The following is a 19,180-nucleotide window of genomic DNA, read 5'->3' as shown; positions in this document are numbered from 1 at the left end:
GATCTCCCGTGTCGCAGTGAGCACCTGGCCCGATTCGAGGGCCGACCGTAACTTTACTAACTTTATAGTGACAGCAAGATACGGGCCGCGGCGACGTCAAACCTGGCGTTACCAAGGTGATACCAATGGGACCGATGAGGTAATCGGGACTGCAGAGGTTTCTGCCTTACCCTGTGCCTGTGCCGGTCTCGCGACGCGACCTACTCAAATTCGCGGCGGCGACTCCGGGGCTGCTAGGCCTTGGCGTCGCGGCCGCGTCGGCGTGCGCGGCGCCCGCATCGGCGGGATCGCTAGGGATTTTGCTGGACTATGCGGCGGGTGTCATTCCGGCCAGTCAGATCAAGGCCGCGGGCGCCGTTGGAGCAATCCGGTATGTGTCTGACCGACGTCCCGATGGGGCCTGGATGCTCGGTAAGCCGATACAGATTTCCGAAGCCCGCGACCTCAATGGCGGCGGCATGAAGATCGTGTCTTGTTACCAATATGGCAAGGGCAGCACCTCCGACTGGCTGGGCGGCGGCCCCGCGGGCCTGCAGCACGCCAAGCGTGGTGCAGAACTGCATGCTCAAGCCGGTGGCCCGGCCGGCGCGCCAATCTACGCCTCAATCGACGACGATCCGACTCTCGACCAGTACAAGAACCAGATCGTTCCATATTTGCGGTCCTGGGAGTCGGTGATCGGGCACCAACGGACTGGGTTGTATGCCAACTCCAAGACCATTGACTGGGCCTTGCACGACGGCTTGTGCTCATTCTTCTGGCAGCACAACTGGGGCTCGCCCAAGGGATACACCCACCCGGCCGCCCACCTGCACCAAGTCGAGATTGACAAGCGCAAGGTGGGCGGCGTCGGAGTGGACGTCAACGAGATTCTCAAGCCGCAATTCGGACAGTGGGTCTAAGCGACGGCTGCAGCGACCGCTGAGGCGTGGCCCCAGCAAACACTCGTTCGCTCTTCGCGCGACGTTGCTGGCGGCGACAAAATCGGAAGCGCGCGGCCAGTCCGCCACTCGGACGCCGGCGGGGCCCAAAAAAATGAGATAACGATTTGGTAACAATACTGCTTTGATCTGCACTGTTATAGCTACTCGACCGTAACCACCTACATGCAGGCCGTTTGTTCAGCGGGTCCGCGCCAGCGGTTCAGCCGGGTGTTACGCCGGACCCGGTTACCCACGCGTAGAACTCGCCAGTAACCATTCCACGTCCAAAATCTGGACTCATTCTTATGACACTCTTAGTAGGGCCGATGCAGTCCGCGGCGCCGCTCGATCCACGAGACGGCCGCCCGACAACACACCGGTCAGACGAATTTTCGGCTGCGATTCGACGCGGAATCGACTGGCTCCCGCCTGGCGAGCCGAGACGCTCCGGCCGCGGGGCGCGAGATTGGCTGAACGAACCGATACGCACAGACGCATTGAAGACGCACAGGGAGATATACGGTGACGATCTACGAGCACGACCGGGTGTCCGCTGACCGCAACGGTGGAGGTCCGCACGGCGCTCATGCTCTGGTTGATCGTCTGACGTCCGGTGAGCCCTACGCTGTCGCGTTCGGCGGCCAAGGCAGCGCCTGGCTCGAGACCCTTGAAGAGCTGGTCTCCGGGGCGGGTATCGAATCGGAGTTGGCGACGCTGGTCGGCGAGGTGGAACTGCTGCTCGAACCGATCGCGAAAGAGCTCGTGGTGGTGCGTCCCATCGGCTTCGAGCCGCTGCGCTGGGTGCGCGCGCTCGCGGCAGAAGACCCCATTGCGTCGGACAAACACCTGACGTCGGCCGCGGTCTCGATCCCCGGCGTCCTGCTCACCCAGATCGCGGCCGGGCGGGCGCTGGCGCGCCAAGGCATGGACCTCTCCGCCTCACCGCCGGTCGCCGTCGCCGGGCATTCCCAAGGGGTGCTCGCCGTCGAGGCGCTCAAAGCCGCCGGCGCCCGCGACGTCGAGCTGCTGGCCATCGCCCAGCTGATCGGTGCGGCCGGAACGTTGGTGGCCCGGCGCCGCGGCATCTCCGTCCTGGGCGACCGACCGCCGATGGTGTCGGTGACCAACGCCGACCCCGGCCGTATCAGCCAGCTGCTCGACGAGTTCTCCCAAGACGTCCGCACCGTGCTGCCACCGGTCCTGTCCATCCGCAACGGCCGGCGTTCGGTGGTGATCACCGGGACACCGGAACAACTGTCTCGCTTCGAGCTGTACTGCCGGCAGATCTCGGAGAAGGAAGAAGCCGACCGCAAAAACAAGGTCCGCGGCGGTGACGTCTTCTCGCCGTCCTTCGAACCGGTGCAAGTCGAGGTCGGCTTCCACACGCCGCGACTGGCCGACGGCATCGACATCGTCGGACGCTGGGCGGAAAAGGTCGGCCTCAACGTGGCGGCGGCACGCGACCTGGCCAACGCGATCCTGGTCGACAAGGTCGACTGGGTGGACGAGATCACCCGCGTACACGAGGCCGGCGCACGCTGGATCCTCGACCTCGGTCCCGGCGACATCCTGACCCGGTTGACCGCGCCGGTCGTGCGCGGCCTGGGCATCGGCATCGTGCCCGCTGCCACCCGCGGCGGTCAGCGCAACCTCTTCACCGTCGGCGCCACCCCCGAGGTGGACCGGGCCTGGTCCACCTACGCACCCAGCGTCATCTGCCTGCCAGACGGCCGGATCAAGCTGTCGACCAAGTTCACCCAGCTGACCGGACGCTCGCCGATCCTGTTGGCGGGCATGACCCCGACCACCGTCGACGCCAAGATCGTCGCCGCTGCCGCCAACGCCGGGCACTGGGCAGAGCTGGCCGGCGGTGGGCAGGTCACCGAGGAGATCTTTGCTGGCCGGGTCGAGGAGCTGTCGCAGCTGCTCGAGCCGGGACGCACCTATCAGTTCAACGCGCTGTTTCTCGATCCCTACCTGTGGAAGCTGCAAGTGGGCGGTAAGCGGCTGGTGCAGAAGGCCCGCCAGTCCGGTGCGGCCATCGACGGGCTGGTGGTGAGCGCCGGCATCCCGGATCTCGAAGAGGCTGTCGAGCTGATTCACGAGCTCAACGACGTCGGCATCAGTCACGTGGTGTTCAAGCCCGGCACCGTCGAGCAGATCCGCTCGGTCATCCGCATCGCCACAGAAGTGTCCACCAAGCCGGTGATCATGCACGTCGAAGGTGGACGCGCCGGCGGCCACCACTCCTGGGAGGACCTCGACGACCTGCTGCTGGCCACCTATTCCGAAATTCGTCGGCGCCCGAACATCACCGTGTGCGTCGGCGGCGGCATCGGCACTCCCGAGCGCGCCGCGGAGTACTTGTCCGGGCGATGGGCGCAGGCCTACGGCTTCCCCCTGATGCCCATCGACGGGATCCTGGTCGGCACCGCGGCCATGGCGACCAAAGAGTCGACCACCTCGCCGTCGGTCAAGCAGATGCTGGTGGAGACCCAAGGTACCGACGGGTGGATCAGCGCCGGAAAAGCTCAGGGCGGCATGGCATCCAGCCGCAGCCAGCTCGGCGCCGACATCCATGAGATCGACAACTCGGCGTCGCGATGCGGCCGACTGCTCGACGAAGTCGCCGGTGACGCCGACGCGGTCGCCGAGCGCCGCGACGAGATCATCGCCGCGATGGCCAAGACCGCCAAGCCCTACTTCGGTGACGTCGCCGAGATGACGTACCTGCAATGGCTGCAGCGCTACGTCGAACTGGCCATCGGTGCCGGGGACTCGACGGCAGACACCGCCTCACCCGACAGCCCCTGGCTGGCCGAGACCTGGCGCGACCGCTTCGAGCAGATGCTCAAGCGAGCCGAAGCCCGTTTGCACCCACAGGATTTCGGGCGCATCGACACGTTGTTCGACGACCCGCAGCTGTTGGAGCGCCCCGACGACGCCATTGCCACCCTGCTTGCGCACTACCCCGACGCCGACACGGTGCAACTGCATCCGGCCGACGTACCGTTCTTCGTGACGCTGTGCAAGACCCTGGGCAAGCCGGTCAATTTCGTCCCGGTCATCGACAAGGACGTGCGCCGCTGGTGGCGCAGCGACTCGCTGTGGCAGGCGCACGACGCCCGCTACGACGCCGATCAGGTGTGCATCATTCCCGGTACCGGCGCCGTCGCCGGTATCACCCGGATGGACGAGCCCGTCGGCGAATTGCTGGACCGCTTCGAGCAGGCCGCCATCGACGAAGTACTGCGCAGCGGAGCCGAACCCAAACACGTCACGTCGCGACGGGTGGGCCGCCCCGACATCACCGGACCGCTGGCCCTGGTACTCGACGCACCAGATGTGTTGTGGGCCGGGCGCACCGTGACCAACCCCGTGCACCGCATCGCCGACCCGACCGACTGGCTGGTGCACGACGGACCCGACAACCGTCGCGCCACACACTCATCCACCGGTGCGCGCCTGCAGCTCGACGGCGAGAACGTCGTGCTGAGCGTGCCGCTGTCGGGAACTTGGATCGACATCCGATTCATGTTGCCCGCCAACACCATCGACGGTGGTACACCGGTGGTCTCCACGCAGGACGCCGCCGCGGCGATGCGTTCGGTGCTGGCGATCGCCGCCGGTGTCGACGGTCCCGAGGCGCTGCCGCCGGTGCAGGACGGAACCGCGACGGCAGCGGTCGAGTGGGATCCGGAACTGGTCGCCGACCACACCGGCGTCACCGCCACGTTCGGTGAACCCCTGGCGCCCAGCCTCACCACCGTGCCCGACGCGCTTGTCGGGTTGTGCTGGCCCGCAGTCTTCGCCGCGATCGGTTCAGCGGTCACCGACTCCGGCGAGCCCGTCGTGGAGGGCCTGCTGAGCCTGGTGCACCTGGACCACGCCGCCCGACTGGTCGGCCAGTTGCCGCGAACCGCGGCCCAATTGACCGTCAGCGCAACGGCTGCCCGCGCCGTCGACACCGACATGGGGCGCGTGGTGCCGGTCTCGGTCACCTTGAGCGACTCCGCCGACGGTGCGGTGTTTGCCACCCTCGAGGAGCGCTTCGCCATTCTCGGGCGCACCGGGACCGCCGAATTGACCGACCCGGCCCGCGCCGGTGGTGCGGTGTCGCAGAACGCGACCGACACCCCGCGACGCCGCCGTCGCGACGTCACGATCACCGCCCCGGTGGACATGCGCCCGTTCGCGGTGGTCTCCGGTGACCACAACCCCATCCACACCGATCGGGCCGCCGCCCTGCTGGCCGGCCTGGAATCGCCGATTGTGCACGGCATGTGGCTATCGGCCGCCGGCCAGCACGCGGTCACCGCCACCGACGGCCAAGCCCGGCCGCCGGCCCGGCTGATCGGCTGGACCGCACGCTTCCTGGGCATGGTGCGCCCCGGTGACGAGGTCGACTTCCGCGTCGATCGCGTCGGGATCGACCAGGGCGCAGAGGTTTTGGAGGTGGCCGCCCGCATCGGTTCGGACCTGGTGATGTCGGCCACGGCCCGGCTGGCCGCGCCGAAGACCGTCTACGCGTTCCCCGGTCAAGGCATCCAGCACAAGGGCATGGGCATGGAGGTTCGAGCCCGGTCCAAAGCCGCGCGCAACGTGTGGGACAAGGCGGACAAGTTCACTCGCGACACCTTGGGCTTCTCGGTGCTCAACGTCGTCCGCGACAACCCGACCAGCATCATCGCCAGCGGCGTGCACTACCACCACCCCGACGGTGTGCTGTACCTGACGCAGTTCACCCAGGTCGCCATGGCGACCGTGGCCGCGGCCCAAGTCGCCGAAATGCGTGAGCAAGGTGCGTTCGTCGAGGGTGCGATCGCCTGCGGCCACTCGGTCGGCGAGTACACCGCCCTGGCCTGCGTGACCGGAATCTACGAGCTGGAAGCGTTGCTGGAGACGGTGTTTCACCGTGGGTCCAAGATGCACGACATTGTGCCGCGCGACGAGCTGGGCCGCTCCAACTACCGACTGGCGGCTATTCGGCCCTCGCAGATCGACCTACCCGACGACGAGGTGCCCGCGTTCGTCGCTGAAATTGCCGAGCGCACAGGTGAATTCCTGGAGATCGTGAACTTCAACCTGCGCGGCTCGCAGTACGCGATCGCCGGAACCGTGCGCGGCCTGGAAGCGCTGGAAGCCGAGGTGGAGAGGCGCCGTGAGCTTTCCGGTGGCCGTCGGTCCTTCATCCTCGTGCCCGGCATCGACGTGCCGTTCCACTCCCGTGTGCTGCGGGTCGGCGTGGCGGAGTTCCGGCGCTCGCTGGACCGGGTGATGCCGCGGGACAAGAACCCCGACGTGATCATCGGCCGCTACATCCCCAACCTGGTGCCGCGCCCGTTCACCCTGGACCGCGATTTCATTCAGGAGATCCGGGACCTGGTGCCCGCCGAGCCGCTCGACGAGATCCTCGCCGACTACGACACCTGGCTCACCGAGCGTCGCACCGAGATGGCGCGCATCGTGCTGATCGAGCTGCTGGCGTGGCAATTCGCCAGCCCGGTCCGCTGGATCGAAACCCAGGACCTGCTGTTCACCGAAGAGGCGGCAGGCGGTCTGGGTGTGGAGCGGTTCGTCGAGATCGGCGTCAAGTCCTCGCCGACCGTTTCGGGCCTGGCCACCAACACCCTCAAGTTACCCGAATACGCCTACAGCACAGTGGAAGTGCTCAACGCCGAGCGGGACGCCGCGGTTCTGTTCGCCAACGACACCGACCCGGAGCCAGAGCCGGACGTGGACTCCGAGCCCGTGGCGTCCGACGCTGCCGCGTCGACCGGCGGCGCCAGCCCCGACGCCGCGACAGCCGTCGCCCCGGCTCCCGCCGCAGCCCCGTCAGGGGCTCCGAGACCGGAGGACATCTCGTTCGACGCCGCCGACGCCACCCTGGCGTTGATCGCCATCTCGGCCAAGATGCGCATCGACCAGATTGAGTCGCTGGACTCGATCGAGTCCATCACTGATGGTGCGTCGTCGCGACGCAACCAGTTACTGGTCGACCTGGGCTCTGAGCTGAACCTGGGCGCGATCGACGGTGCCGCCGAGGCCGACCTGGCCGGGCTGCGTTCTCAGGTGACGAAGCTGGCCCGCACGTACAAGCCTTTTGGCCCAGTGCTTTCCGACGCCATCAACGATCAGCTGCGGACCGTCTTCGGGCCCTCCGGTAAGCGACCCGGCGCCATCGCCGAACGGGTCAAGAAGACGTGGGAACTCGGTGACGGCTGGGCCAAACACGTCACGGTGGAAGTTGCGCTGGGCACCCGCGAGGGCACCAGCGTTCGCGGCGGTGCCATGGGCCACCTGCACGAGGGTGCACTGGCCGACGCTGCGACGGTCGACAAGGTGATCGACGCGGCCGTCGCCGCGGTCGCGGCACGGCACGGAATCTCGGTGGCATTGCCGTCGGCCGCCGGTGGTGGCGGTGCGACGGTTGACGCCGCCGCACTGAGCGAATTCACCGACCAGATCACCGGTCGCGACGGTGTGCTCGCCTCGGCGGCGCGTCTGGTGCTGGGCCAGTTGGGCTTCGACGACACGGTGACCGCGCCGCAGGCGGCTACCGACGCCGAGCTCATCGATCTGGTCAGCGCCGAATTGGGTTCGGACTGGCCGCGTTTGGTGGCCCCGGTGTTCGACGGAAAGAAGGCTGTCGTCTTCGACGACCGCTGGGCCAGCGCGCGAGAAGACCTGGCGAAGCTGTGGTTGGCCGACGAAGGTGACATCGACGCCGACTGGGTGCGGCTCTCGCAACGGTTCGAGGGCGCGGGCCACGTGGTGGCCACTCAGGCCACCTGGTGGCAGGGCAAGTCGCTGGCCTCCGGCCGCCAGATCCACGCGTCGCTGTACGGCCGGATCGCCGCGGGCGCCGAGAACCCGGATCCGGGTCCCTACCGCAGCGAAGTGGCCGTCGTGACCGGCGCTTCGAAGGGGTCGATCGCCGCAGCAGTGGTCGCCCGGTTGCTCGACGGCGGGGCCACCGTCATCGCCACCACGTCCAGGCTCGACGAGGAACGACTTGCGTTCTACCGCAACCTTTACCGCGACAACGCCCGTTACGGTGCCGCGCTGTGGGTGGTGGCGGCCAACATGGCCTCCTACTCCGACATCGACGCCCTGGTCGAATGGGTCGGCAACGAGCAGTCCGAAAGCCTCGGGCCGCAATCCATCCACATCAAGGACGCGCAAACCCCCACGTTGCTGTTCCCGTTCGCGGCGCCCCGCGTCGCCGGCGACCTGTCCGAAGCCGGGTCTCGCTCCGAGATGGAGATGAAAGTCCTGCTGTGGGCGGTACAACGGCTCATCGGCGGTCTGTCGAAGATCGGCGCAGAGCGCGATATCGCGTCGCGGCTGCATGTGGTGCTGCCCGGTTCGCCCAACCGCGGAATGTTCGGCGGTGACGGCGCTTACGGTGAAGCCAAGTCGGCGCTGGACGCCCTGGTGAGTCGCTGGCACGCGGAGTCGGCGTGGGCGGCGCGGGTGAGCCTGGCGCACGCGCTGATCGGCTGGACCCGCGGCACCGGCCTGATGGGTCACAACGACGCCATCGTCTCCGCGGTCGAGGAGGCAGGCGTCACCACCTACTCCACCGACGAGATGGCCGCCATGCTGTTGGGGCTGTGCGATGTGGAGTCGAAGGTGGCCGCGGCCAGTGCGCCGATCAAGGCGGACCTGACCGGCGGGCTGGGCGACGCGAAACTGGACATGGCGGAATTGGCCGCCAAGGCGCGCGAGGAGATGTCGGCCGAAGCGCCCGCGGGCGACGACGACGCCCCGGCCGCCGGGACCATCGCCGCATTACCCTCTCCGCCAAGGGGATTCAACCCCGCGCCGCCTCCGCACTGGGATGACCTCGACGTCGACCCGGCCGATCTGGTGGTGATCGTGGGCGGCGCCGAGATCGGCCCGTACGGCTCGTCGCGCACCCGCTTCGAGATGGAGGTCGAGAACGAACTCTCGGCGGCCGGCGTGTTGGAGTTGGCCTGGACCACCGGGCTGATCCGCTGGGAGGACGACCCCCAACCGGGTTGGTACGACACGCAATCCGGTGACCTGGTCGACGAGGCCGAACTGGTGGACCGCTACCACGACGCCGTCCTGGAACGCACCGGCATCCGGGAATTCGTCGACGACGGCGCGATCGACCCCGACCACGCCTCACCGTTGCTGGTGTCGGTCTTCTTGGACAAGGACTTCAGCTTCGTGGTCTCGTCGGAGGCCGACGCCCGCGCGTTCGCCGAGTTCGACCCCGAGCACACCGTCGTGCGGCCGCTGCCCGAGTCGACCGACTGGCAGGTGATCCGCAAGGCGGGCACCGAGATTCGGGTTCCGCGCAAGACCAAGCTGTCGCGCGTCGTCGGCGCCCAGATTCCCACCGGGTTCGACCCCACGGTGTGGGGCATCAGCCCGGACATGGCCAACTCGATCGACCGGGTGGCGCTGTGGAACATCGTCGCGACCGTCGACGCGTTCCTGACGGCCGGGTTCAGCCCAGCTGAAGTCATGCGCTACGTGCACCCCAGTTTGGTCGCCAGCACTCAGGGCACCGGTATGGGTGGCATGACCTCGATGCAGACCATGTACCACGGCAACTTGCTGGGCCGGAACAAGCCGAACGACATCTTGCAGGAAGTGCTGCCGAATGTTGTTGCCGCGCATGTTATTCAGTCCTACGTCGGTAGTTACGGCTCGATGATCCACCCGGTGGCGGCTTGCGCCACCGCGGCGGTATCGGTCGAGGAGGGCGTGGACAAGATCCGGCTGGGCAAGGCCGAATTGGTGGTGACCGGCGGGCTGGACGACCTGACGCTCGAGGCCATCATCGGCTTCGGTGACATGGCCGCCACCGCCGACACCGGCATGATGCGCGGCCGGGGTATTCACGACTCGAAGTTCTCCCGCCCCAACGACCGCCGGCGCCTGGGCTTCGTCGAAGCACAGGGCGGCGGGACCATCCTGCTGGCCCGCGGTGACCTGGCGCTCAAGATGGGGTTGCCGGTGCTCGCGGTGGTGGCCTACGCGCAGTCCTTCGCCGACGGTGTGCACACCTCCATCCCGGCGCCCGGACTCGGCGCATTGGGCGCGGGCCGCGGCGGCAAGGATTCTCCGCTGGCGCGCGCGCTGGCCAAGGTGGGCGTCACCCCCGACGACGTCGCGGTGATCTCCAAGCACGACACCTCCACGCTGGCCAACGATCCCAACGAGACCGAGCTGCACGAGCGGCTGGCCGACTCGATGGGCCGCTCCCAGGGCGCGCCGTTGTTCATCGTGTCGCAGAAGAGCCTCACCGGGCACGCCAAGGGCGGCGCGGCGGTCTTCCAGATGATGGGCCTGTGCCAGATGCTGCGCGACGGTGTCATCCCGCCCAACCGCAGCTTGGATTGCGTCGACGACGAGCTCGCCGGGTCGGCCCACTTCGTGTGGGTCCGGGACACGTTGCGGCTCGGCGACAAGTTCCCGCTCAAGGCCGGGTTGGTGACCAGCCTGGGATTCGGTCACGTGTCCGGGCTCGTGGCGCTGGTGCACCCGCAGGCGTTCATCGCCTCACTGGACGCCGGCCAGCGCGAGGACTACCAGCGTCGGGCCGAGGCGCGCTTGCTGGCCGGTCAGCGCCGGTTGGTCAAGGCCATCGCCGGCGGACCGCCGATGTACCAGCGGCCACCGGACCGTCGCTTCGACCACGACGCGTCGGAGAAGCGGCAGGAGGCAGCCATGCTGCTCAATCCGAACGCGCGTCTCGGCGACGGCGACGTCTACGACGTCTCGGTCCGATGATGTCGCCGGATTGCCCGCCCGGCTCGGTCGTCAGCTAGCCTGGCCAGCCATGGGCATCGTCGGCGTGGGGATCGATGTTGTCTCCATACCTGATTTCGCGGAGCAGGTAGACCAACCCGGCACCGTGTTCGCCGAGACGTTCACCCCCGGTGAACGCCGCGACGCCTCGGACAAGAGCTCGTCGGCGGCGCGGCATCTGGCGGCCCGGTGGGCCGCCAAGGAAGCGGTGATCAAGGCGTGGTCGGGGTCGCGGTTCGCGCAGCGGCCGGTGCTGCCTGAGGACATCCACCGCGACATCGAGGTGGTCACCGACATGTGGGGCCGGCCCCGAGTTCGGTTGAGCGGGGCCGTCGCTGAGCATTTGGCGAACGTGACGATCCACGTGTCGCTCACCCACGAAGGCGACACCGCGGCCGCGGTCGCGATCCTCGAAAGCACCTAGGTCACCCATATCCGCGAGCAGACGCAGAATCGCACGGCACGGCACGTTTTGGTGCGATTCTGCGTCTGCTCGCGGGTTACTTGGCGGGGCTCTGCTGGGCGAGGCTGCGGGCGTAGCCGGCGCCCATGCTCAACAGCACCAGCCCAACCACGATGAACACCGCCACGCGGAATATCCCGTCCAGCGTCGCCAGGTCGAACAAGAACAGCTTGGCCGTGGCGGCCCCGGTCAGCGCCAACCCGGCGGTGATCGGCGCCGTGCGGTTGACCCGCCTGGTCGGGCGCTGCGCGTAGCGGAATAGCGCGGCCGCCATCGCGATCCAGCAGATCGTCGCCGCCATATGGCCGGCCAAGAAGCCGCCGCTGGTGCCGCCGACAAGTACACCGGCGGTCACGGTGAAGGCCGTGACGGCGTAGATCACCAGCGCGCCCGCCACCGCGCCGACGGTCTTGACCGCGTCGGGGCTGCGATGGCCCGCGCCGAGCCAGGCACGTGCCATCAGAATCGCGAACGCGATGACGAGCACGCTGGAGGCCAGGGTCGATACCGCCACTGGCGTGGGCAACACGGTCGCCGCCATGAGGGCTGTGGGCGGGGTGTAGCCGTAGCAGAAGCCAACACCTACAACGCCCAATCCTGCTGCTGCCCAGCGCGATTCGCTGGAACGCTGGCCGACGATGGCAATGATGACGGCCAGAGCCAACAACACCGGGCCCGCGACGTGGCCGTCGAAAGCAACCGTGACGGCAATCAGCGCCGAGATCGCCGACAGCCCGGACCAGACCTGAACGACGATTCGCGGCAGGTCCCCGACCAGGACGACGGCCAGCATGCCGGCGGCCAGCGCCGCCGCGAGGACCGCGGACAATGCCCGATCGACCGAGATTCCGGCTGCCAAGACCGGTACCGTGCCGATCGCAGTCAGTAACGCCAGCGCCGCGGCATTCTCGGTGGAAGGCAACAGGATCAGACCGCTGACGATGGCCAGGACGGCGGCAACTCCACATGCTCCGCCCACCAGCCATGGGTTGTCGTGGCGGCTGAGCGCCACCAGAGCCGCTAGCATCGGCAGCGTCGTCGCCGCGATCCGCGCGGCATGCATCCAGATCCAGTCCTTGCCCAGCTGAACCGGCAGAGCAGCGGCCGACAGCGCCAGCATGAAGGAGACCAACAACAGGTCGACGCCCTTGGTGACGACTGGCGCCAACGCGATCAGCGGTACCAGCACCAGCAGCCCCAACTCCTGAGAGTCCCACCGCCTGGCCAGCGTCAGCCCGGCGCCGCCGACTATCGCGGCGAGTATGAGCCCCACGGGTGCCGACACCCAGTGGTAAATGGTGGTCAAGGCAAGGACGTCGAGATACGCCGCGGCAATCCCCGTGGCGGCCATGGCAATTGCGCCGATGCGTCCACCCGGTCGCCGGCGCAACCGGGCGGCCATGCCGATCAGTGCCGTGGACAGCACGACGCCGCCGGTTACCCGGATCTCGGGACGAAGCAGTCCGGCCTGCGCGGCCAAGACGAGCAGCAACACCACGCCGATGAGCGTCACGGCCACCCCGGCGACGGCGAGCAGTTTGCCGATCCAGCCGGACGGGGTGTCGTTCGTCGGGGCAGCGCGCGGCGTCGATGGTGGCGGCTGGACCGGTGGGGGAGCGGGTCGCTCGACGGGAGCGGGGAACCGCGGCGGTGCATAGGCGGCCGGCGGTGTCCAGTAAGGCCAGTGTTGCTCGAAGTACGGTGGCGGTGGCGGTGGCGGTGGCGGGCTGGGCGCGGGAGCGGCGGCAGGCGGGGCCGGCTGCTGTTGTGAAAACAGGCGGTCAAGCTGAGTGAGTTCGCCCGACACGCGCGACATTTGACGCGACAACGCCTCGAATTCTTCGGAAAGTCGACTGATGACAGCACGGTGCGATTCGGTCATGGTGCCACCTTGCCGAGCAACGCCGGAAAATGGATGAGTAGGACTACCCAATCGGCCGCGGATGCTGCCGCCCCAGATTGACGACCGCGTCTTCCGGGTAACGCTCTGAGGATGTCCGCAGCAACCCCGCGCACCGACGGGCTGTTCGATGTGCTCGTGATCGGTGGCGGCAACGCCGGAATCAGCACGGCCGCGCGCCTGATCAAGCGCGGAATCACCAACGTCGCCGTCATCGAACCGCAGGAGGTGCACACCTACCGACCGCTGCTCTCGTACGTCGGCGGCGGTCAGGCATCGATGCGCAGTGCCGAGCGTACCCAGCGGTCGGTGACCCCACGGAAGTGCCGTTGGCTGCGGGATTCCGCGGTCGCCGTCGACGCGGCGCAGCACACCGTGCGCTGCGCCTCCGGCGCGACCTACCGCTACCGCGACCTCGTCGTCTGCGCCGGCCTGGTTCCGGACGACGACGCGCTGCCCGACGTCGACGCCGCAGCCGACAGTCCAGCGGTGGCGAGCAACTACCTCGACCGCGCCGAAAAGACCTGGCAACTCGTCCAATCGATGCGCAGCGGCCAACACGCCGTGTTCACCGTGCCGCGCCCCCCGGTCAGCTGCACAGGCACCACGGTCAAACCGCTGTTCCTGGCCGCCGCCTACTGGAAGCGCAACCAACGTGACGTGAGTATGACCCTCGTCGTCGACCGGGCAGGTTTCCTGGGTGTACCAGACCTGGACGAGCGACTGGGCCGCATGCTGACCGATCTCAACGTCGCAGTGCTGCAGGGCGCCGCGGTCAGTGCCGTGGATGCCGCCCAGCGCCGCATCACCGTGACCGGCGGCGCCCCGGCAGACTTGACGTACGACATGCTCCACCTGGTGCCGCCGTTTCGAGGACCCGGATGGATCGCCGAGTCCGGCCTCACCGGTGACCAGGCACACGGGCTGGTCGACATCGACCCCAAGACATTTCGCCACCGCACCCACGCCGACGTGTGGGCGATCGGTGACGGTGCCGCCGTCGACACCGACCCGTCCGGCGGGGCGCTGCGACGACAGGTGGCCATCCTGGTGGACAATCTGCTGGCCGCCCGCAGCGCAGGGGAGTTCACCGATTACGACGGCTACACGGTGGCGCCGATAGCGACTGACGCGCACCGCCTGATCGCCGGGGAGTTCGACCGCTCGGGCGCGGTGACGTCCTCCCTGCCGTCCTTTGTGGACCCCCTCAAACCGCGGCGCAGCGCGTGGGCGTTCGACCGCTTCGCCCTGCCCGCGATGTACTGGAACCTGATCCTCAACGGCAGGGTCTGAGCCGGCTCATTGGTCGAGCCCGTGTTCGATGGCGTAGCGGGTCAACTCCACCCGATTGGCGACTTGCAGCTTCCGAAACGTCGCTTGCACGTGGTTTTCCACCGTCCGGTGGCTCAGCGAAAGCTTGTCGGCAATTTGCTTGGCGGACAAGCCTTTTGCCACGTACCGCAACACTTCGGTCTCTCGTTCGGTCAGACTCGGTGTCGCCGGCCCCGCGTTGGGGGTCTGGGCGATGCGCCGATACTCACCGAGCACCAGCCCGGCCAGACTCGGGGTGAAGACCGCGCGGCCTGCCGCGGTGGCTCGCACGGCGTCGGCCAGTTCGGACTTCGATGCGCTCTTGACCAGGTAGCCGGTCGCGCCGGCTTTGACGGCCTCGAGGACGTCGTCGCGTTCGTCGGAAGCCGACAACACCAGCACTCGGGAGGACGGCGACACGTCGAGCACTTCCCTGGTGGCCGCCACCCCGTCGCCGTCGGCGAGTCGCATGTCCATCACCACGACGTCGGGCTTGACCACGGCCGCCCGGCGGCGCGCCGCGGCCACGCCCTCGGCGGTGGCCACCACTTCGAACCCGTCATCGGCCAGGTCGCGGGCCACCGCGTCGCGCCAAATCGGATGGTCGTCGACCACCATCACCGTCGGTGCGGCGTCCTGCGTCATGTTGTCCTCCGCGGCACCCGCAGTTCCCATTCGGTTCCCTCGCCGACGTCGCTGTGCACCTCGGCGCTACCGCCCAGCGATGTCAACCGTCCCACAATGGACTGGGAAACGCCCAGGCGTCCTTGGCTAGCGGCTTCGTCCAGCCGCCCGGCGGCGATACCGACACCGTCGTCGCGGACGCTCACCGCGACCGATTCGCCGAGGTCTTCCAGCAACACGAACGCGCGGGCGTCCGGTCCGGCGTGCAACCGTACGTTGTCCAGGGCATTGCCGACCGCAGCGTCCAGTTCGGCGGCCACCGCGCGGGGCAACAGCACCGGGGTCCCCGGCAGGCTCATGGACACCCGATCAGTTTCCCGGCGGCGCAGCAAGGTGCGCAGGTCCAATGTGGTGGCGGCGTCGTCGTCGACCTCCATGTCGGTGGAGGTGAGCCAGCTGCGCAAGGCGCGTTCCTGTTCACCGGCCAGCCTCGCCAATTCCGCTGTGTCGCCGCCGATTTCATAGCCGCGCTTGGCGACGAGGGCCAGTACCTGGATGACGCCGTCGTGCACTTGCCGGGAGAGGCGCTCGCGCTGTTCGACGGCGGCCGATAGTTGGGCCGCCCGCTGCAATTCGCTGTGGGCGCGTCGTGCGGTGCGGGCCGCCAGCCCAATCGCCAGTCCGACCGCCAACTCGACGATGATGGTGGCGTTGCGCCCGAGGTTGACGTTGACGTAGCCGCGGACGGCTTCATGGGTGGCGGTGACCACGATGCCGGTCAACATGCCACCGGTCGGGCCGAACTGCAGCGCAGCGGAGATGGTGGCGTTGCTGGCCCACAACGTGGTCGGCCAGGTCTGGTTGTTCAGCGCCCACGGCCCCGAGGCGACGACGTTGGTGGACGCCATCAGCAGCACCACGACGATCACTTCGGCGATCACCCACCCCGGTCGCCGCCCGAAGCCCCGCAGGTAGGCGACGGCGCAGGCCGCGCTCCACCCGATCAACACGGCGAACAGCGCCCAACCGAGACCGGGCCGGTGCAAATCGGAGCTGATGGCGATGTGAAAGCCGAGCGCGTACAGACAGCTGAGCAGCCGAAACAGCTGCGCGGCCCGCCACAGCGGTGTCGTCGGATCAGGACCGTCGCTCGGCACACGGCCAGCTTAAGGGCACCCGTTCGTTAGCCTCGAAGCCATGACGGAACTGGTTGAGCGGGTACGTGAGGTGCTGCCGTCGGTGCGGCGCGACCTCGAGGACCTGGTGCGCATCGAATCGGTATGGGCCGACCCGGCTCGACGCGCGGAGGTGCAGCGCAGCGCCCGGTCGGTGGCAGAGCTGTTGTCCCAGGCCGGTTTTGATGACGTACGGATAGTCAGCGAAGGTGGCGCTCCGGCGGTCATCGCCCATCACCCCGCGCCGCCGGGGGGCCCCACCGTGCTGTTGTACGCCCACCACGACGTCCAGCCCGAGGGTGATCGCGGTCAGTGGCAATCGGAGCCGTTCGAGCCGACCGAACGCAACGGACGGCTCTACGGGCGGGGGACCGCCGACGACAAGGCCGGCATCGCAACGCATCTGGCGGCGTTTCGCGCCCATGGCGGCCGACCGCCGGTGGGGGTGACGGTGTTCGTCGAAGGCGAGGAAGAATCCGGGTCACCAACCCTGGGCCGGTTGCTTGCGGCGCACCGCGACGCGCTGGCCGCCGACGTGATCGTCATCGCCGACTCCGACAACTGGAGTAGCGACGTTCCGGCCTTGACGGTGTCGCTGCGCGGATTGGCCGACTGCGTGGTCGAGGTGGCCACGCTGGACCACGGTCTGCACTCCGGCTTGTGGGGCGGCGTCGTTCCCGACGCGCTCAGCGTCCTGGTGCGGTTGCTGGCCAGCTTGCACGACGACGACGGCAATGTGGCCGTGGCCGGCCTACACGAGACCGACATCGCCAACCTCAACTTTCCCGAATACCCGCCCGAACGGGTACGCGCCGATTCCGGCCTGCTCGACGGCGTGTCCGAGATTGGATCCGGTTCGGTGCCGCAGCGGTTGTGGGCCAAACCGGCCATCACCGTGATCGGTATCGACACGACTTCGGTTGCGGCGTCGTCGAATACGTTGATTCCGCGGGCGCGCGCCAAGATCAGCATGCGCGTGGCTCCCGGCGGCGACGCTGCCGCGCATCTGGCTGCGCTGGAAGATCACTTGCGAAGGCACGTGCCGTGGGGTGCGGAAGTGACCATCACCCGCGGTGAACTCGGTCAGCCCTACGCCGTCGAGGCGAGCGGGGCTGTCTATGACGCCGCCCGGGAGGCCTTCCGCGAAGCATGGGGCGTAGCGCCGATCGATATGGGCATGGGCGGATCGATTCCCTTCATCGCCGAGTTCGCCGCCGCATTCCCGCAGGCCAAAATTCTGGTCACGGGGGTGGAGGACCCGAACACCCAGGCACACAGCATCAACGAGAGCTTGCACCTGGGTGTTTTGGAGCGTGCCGCGATCGCCGAGGCGCTGCTGCTGGCGAGTCTGGCCTGACGCCCGCGCGCGTCAGCGGCTGTTCGGGCGCTGAAAGACGGTGTCGTTGTTTCCGGTCTTGTTGATCCTCGGATAGCCGGAGTGGTACGTCACCTCGTTGTCGTCGCCGAAGATGTCGATGCTGTCCGCGCTGTCGACGGTGACGTGATTGGCGCTACCGAAGACCTCGAGCCTGCGGCAGCGACCGGTGATGGTGTAGGTGTTGTTGTCGCCGTCGAGCTTGACGCTGCCGTCGTTGCAGTCGATGGTGTCCTTGGCGCCGCTATTGATCATCACGAGGTTGCCGTGCACGGTGGTGTTGTGGTGCGAGTACGCCACGAACAACGCGATGGCGACCACGGCCGCGGCGGCGAAGACCATTACCCGCCGTCTCGAGGGTGTGTTCAGATAACCGGCGGCGCCTCGCAACCACCGCACCAGTGAGTCGTTGTCGGGGTTCGGCGGCTGGGACGAGGGTCCGAGGGGCTGGCCGGCCCGCTGTTCGAGGTTGCGGATGTACTGCTCAGGATCGTCGGGATCCATCGCCGAATCGCCCGCCTTACCGGTCACGGCTAGACCGATAGGTCCCGGCGCAGCTTCGCGACATGCCCGGTGGCCTTGACGTTGTACTGCGCGGCGGCGATCTTGCCCTTCTCGTCGACGACGAACGTCGAGCGGATCACGCCCTGCACCGTCTTGCCGTACATCTTCTTCTCGCCGTAGGCGCCGTAGGCCGTGAGCACTTTGCGGTCAGGGTCGGACAACAGCGGGAAGGTCAGGCCTTCGGCGTCGCGGAACTTGGCCAGTTTCTCCGGCTTGTCGGGAGAGATGCCGACGACGTCGAGGCCCGCGTCGTTGAGTTCGTGCAGGTTGTCGCGGAAATCGCAGGCCTGCTTGGTGCATCCGGGGGTTGACGCCGCGGGGTAGAAGTACACGATGACGCGGCGCCCCTGGTAGTCGGCCAGCGACACCTTGTTGCCGTCGGCGTCGAGGAGGCTGAAGGCAGGAGCTTTGTCCCCGGGGGACAACCGTGTGGTCTCGGTCAAGGTGCGTCCTTTCTGTTCACCGGAGCGTTAGGCCTTGCACCGGCTGATTTAGGGTAGTGCGGGTAGGTGAATGAGCACCCAGTGTGTGGGCGACTTGGAGGGTAGACACGTGGCGGACCGCGATCCCGAGACCATCAAGAAGGAGATCGACGTCGCCCGCGACCAGCTGGCCGCGACCGTTGATTCGCTGGCTGTGCGCGCCAACCCCCGTCGTCTGGCCGACGACGTCAAGGCCCGACTGATCGAATTCGTCAAGAAGCCCGCCGTGACGGTGTCTCTGGCCGGGGTGGGAGCACTCGTCGTCGTGGTGGTCGTCCACCGGGTCAGAAACCGCTGAGCCGGGCGGCCGTCGAGAGTGCATCAGCGGCTTCGGCCGTGCACCTACGGCGGGAAAATCGCCAAAACTGCGCCCTAGCCGCACACTCGAAGCCCTGACCGCACACCGGGTGCAACCTTCCGATCAGCCCGATCCGATTCTGTTCCGGCCGCGAGGGCCCACGCCGCCGTCGCTGCAGTAGCGCCCCCACTTGCTCAGTCGCCTCTCCGGCGACCGGCAGCAAAACTTCCTGCACTGCAAGTCAGTTCGTCGCAAGCTAGCATCCATTCACCCGGT

At 67.7% G+C, this 19,180-nt stretch carries 11 protein-coding genes; 6 read left to right on the top strand and 5 right to left on the bottom strand.

Going from position 1 to position 19,180, the window contains the following annotated elements; translation table 11 throughout:
• Positions 1–179: 179 nt before the first annotated feature.
• The 3 genes from I2456_RS18630 to acpS all read left to right on the top strand — a co-directional run bounded on the left by I2456_RS18630 (position 180) and on the right by acpS (position 11,136).
• On the top strand, positions 180–902 hold the full coding sequence (locus I2456_RS18630) for a DUF1906 domain-containing protein (RefSeq protein ID WP_085074769.1): 723 nt from the start codon (positions 180–182) through the stop codon (positions 900–902).
• Positions 903–1,445: 543 nt separating this feature from the next.
• Positions 1,446–10,694 (top strand): type I polyketide synthase, encoded by a 9,249-nt coding sequence (locus I2456_RS18625; protein ID WP_085074768.1) that lies wholly within the window; start codon positions 1,446–1,448, stop codon positions 10,692–10,694.
• A gap of 49 nt (positions 10,695–10,743) precedes the next feature.
• Complete coding sequence (gene acpS, locus I2456_RS18620) at positions 10,744–11,136, top strand: holo-ACP synthase AcpS (RefSeq protein WP_068032621.1); 393 nt, start codon at positions 10,744–10,746, stop codon at positions 11,134–11,136.
• A 76-nt stretch (positions 11,137–11,212) separates the two neighbouring features.
• Here the strand turns inward: acpS and I2456_RS18615 are convergent, their stop codons facing one another.
• Positions 11,213–13,057 carry a DUF2339 domain-containing protein gene (locus tag I2456_RS18615; RefSeq protein ID WP_085074767.1) on the bottom strand — a complete coding sequence of 615 codons (1,845 nt, stop codon included), beginning with the start codon at positions 13,055–13,057 and terminating at the stop codon, positions 11,213–11,215.
• Between the two features lie 111 nt (positions 13,058–13,168).
• On the opposite strand from I2456_RS18615, the gene I2456_RS18610 reads away from it, so the two are divergent.
• On the top strand, positions 13,169–14,368 hold the full coding sequence (locus I2456_RS18610; RefSeq protein ID WP_085074766.1) for an NAD(P)/FAD-dependent oxidoreductase: 1,200 nt from the start codon (positions 13,169–13,171) through the stop codon (positions 14,366–14,368).
• Between the two features lie 6 nt (positions 14,369–14,374).
• Here I2456_RS18610 and I2456_RS18605 read toward each other — a convergent pair whose 3' ends face one another.
• Positions 14,375–15,031, bottom strand: a complete 657-nt coding sequence (locus I2456_RS18605; RefSeq protein ID WP_068032917.1) for a response regulator — start codon at positions 15,029–15,031, stop codon at positions 14,375–14,377.
• Entirely contained in the window at positions 15,028–16,167 is a 1,140-nt protein-coding gene (gene macS / locus I2456_RS18600) for a MacS family sensor histidine kinase (RefSeq protein ID WP_085074765.1), read from the bottom strand. Before macS ends, I2456_RS18605 begins: the two co-directional genes overlap by 4 nt.
• A 40-nt stretch (positions 16,168–16,207) precedes the next feature.
• On the opposite strand from macS, the gene I2456_RS18595 reads away from it, so the two are divergent.
• Positions 16,208–17,542: a dipeptidase gene (locus I2456_RS18595; RefSeq protein WP_085074764.1), complete on the top strand. Its 1,335-nt coding sequence runs from the start codon at positions 16,208–16,210 to the stop codon at positions 17,540–17,542.
• 12 nt (positions 17,543–17,554) lie between these two features.
• On the opposite strand, the gene I2456_RS18590 is transcribed toward I2456_RS18595, so the two are convergent.
• Positions 17,555–18,091 (bottom strand): DUF3060 domain-containing protein, encoded by a 537-nt coding sequence (locus tag I2456_RS18590; protein WP_085074763.1) that lies wholly within the window; start codon positions 18,089–18,091, stop codon positions 17,555–17,557.
• Positions 18,092–18,093: 2 nt separating this feature from the next.
• Complete coding sequence (bcp, locus tag I2456_RS18585) at positions 18,094–18,567, bottom strand: thioredoxin-dependent thiol peroxidase (RefSeq protein WP_085074762.1); 474 nt, start codon at positions 18,565–18,567, stop codon at positions 18,094–18,096.
• A gap of 109 nt (positions 18,568–18,676) precedes the next feature.
• Between bcp and I2456_RS18580 the strand changes: the two genes are divergently transcribed.
• The gene (locus tag I2456_RS18580) at positions 18,677–18,904 is read left to right on the top strand and encodes a DUF3618 domain-containing protein (protein WP_068032915.1); all 228 of its coding nucleotides are present in this window, start codon (positions 18,677–18,679) and stop codon (positions 18,902–18,904) included.
• Positions 18,905–19,180 lie beyond the last annotated feature (276 nt).

The organism is Mycobacterium kubicae (genome assembly GCF_015689175.1).
Lineage (GTDB): Bacteria > Actinomycetota > Actinomycetes > Mycobacteriales > Mycobacteriaceae > Mycobacterium > Mycobacterium kubicae.
Note: the sequence above shows the minus strand (reverse complement) of the source record. Positions and strands in the feature narration are given on the sequence as shown.

Coding starts and splice junctions, on each gene's coding strand:
- acpS (WP_068032621.1), top strand. CDS start 10,744: ATGGGCATCGTCGGCGTGGGGATCGATGTTGTCTCCATACCTGATTTC.
- I2456_RS18615 (WP_085074767.1), bottom strand. CDS start 13,057: ATGACCGAATCGCACCGTGCTGTCATCAGTCGACTTTCCGAAGAATTC.
- I2456_RS18610 (WP_085074766.1), top strand. CDS start 13,169: ATGTCCGCAGCAACCCCGCGCACCGACGGGCTGTTCGATGTGCTCGTG.
- I2456_RS18605 (WP_068032917.1), bottom strand. CDS start 15,031: ATGACGCAGGACGCCGCACCGACGGTGATGGTGGTCGACGACCATCCG.
- I2456_RS18595 (WP_085074764.1), top strand. CDS start 16,208: ATGACGGAACTGGTTGAGCGGGTACGTGAGGTGCTGCCGTCGGTGCGG.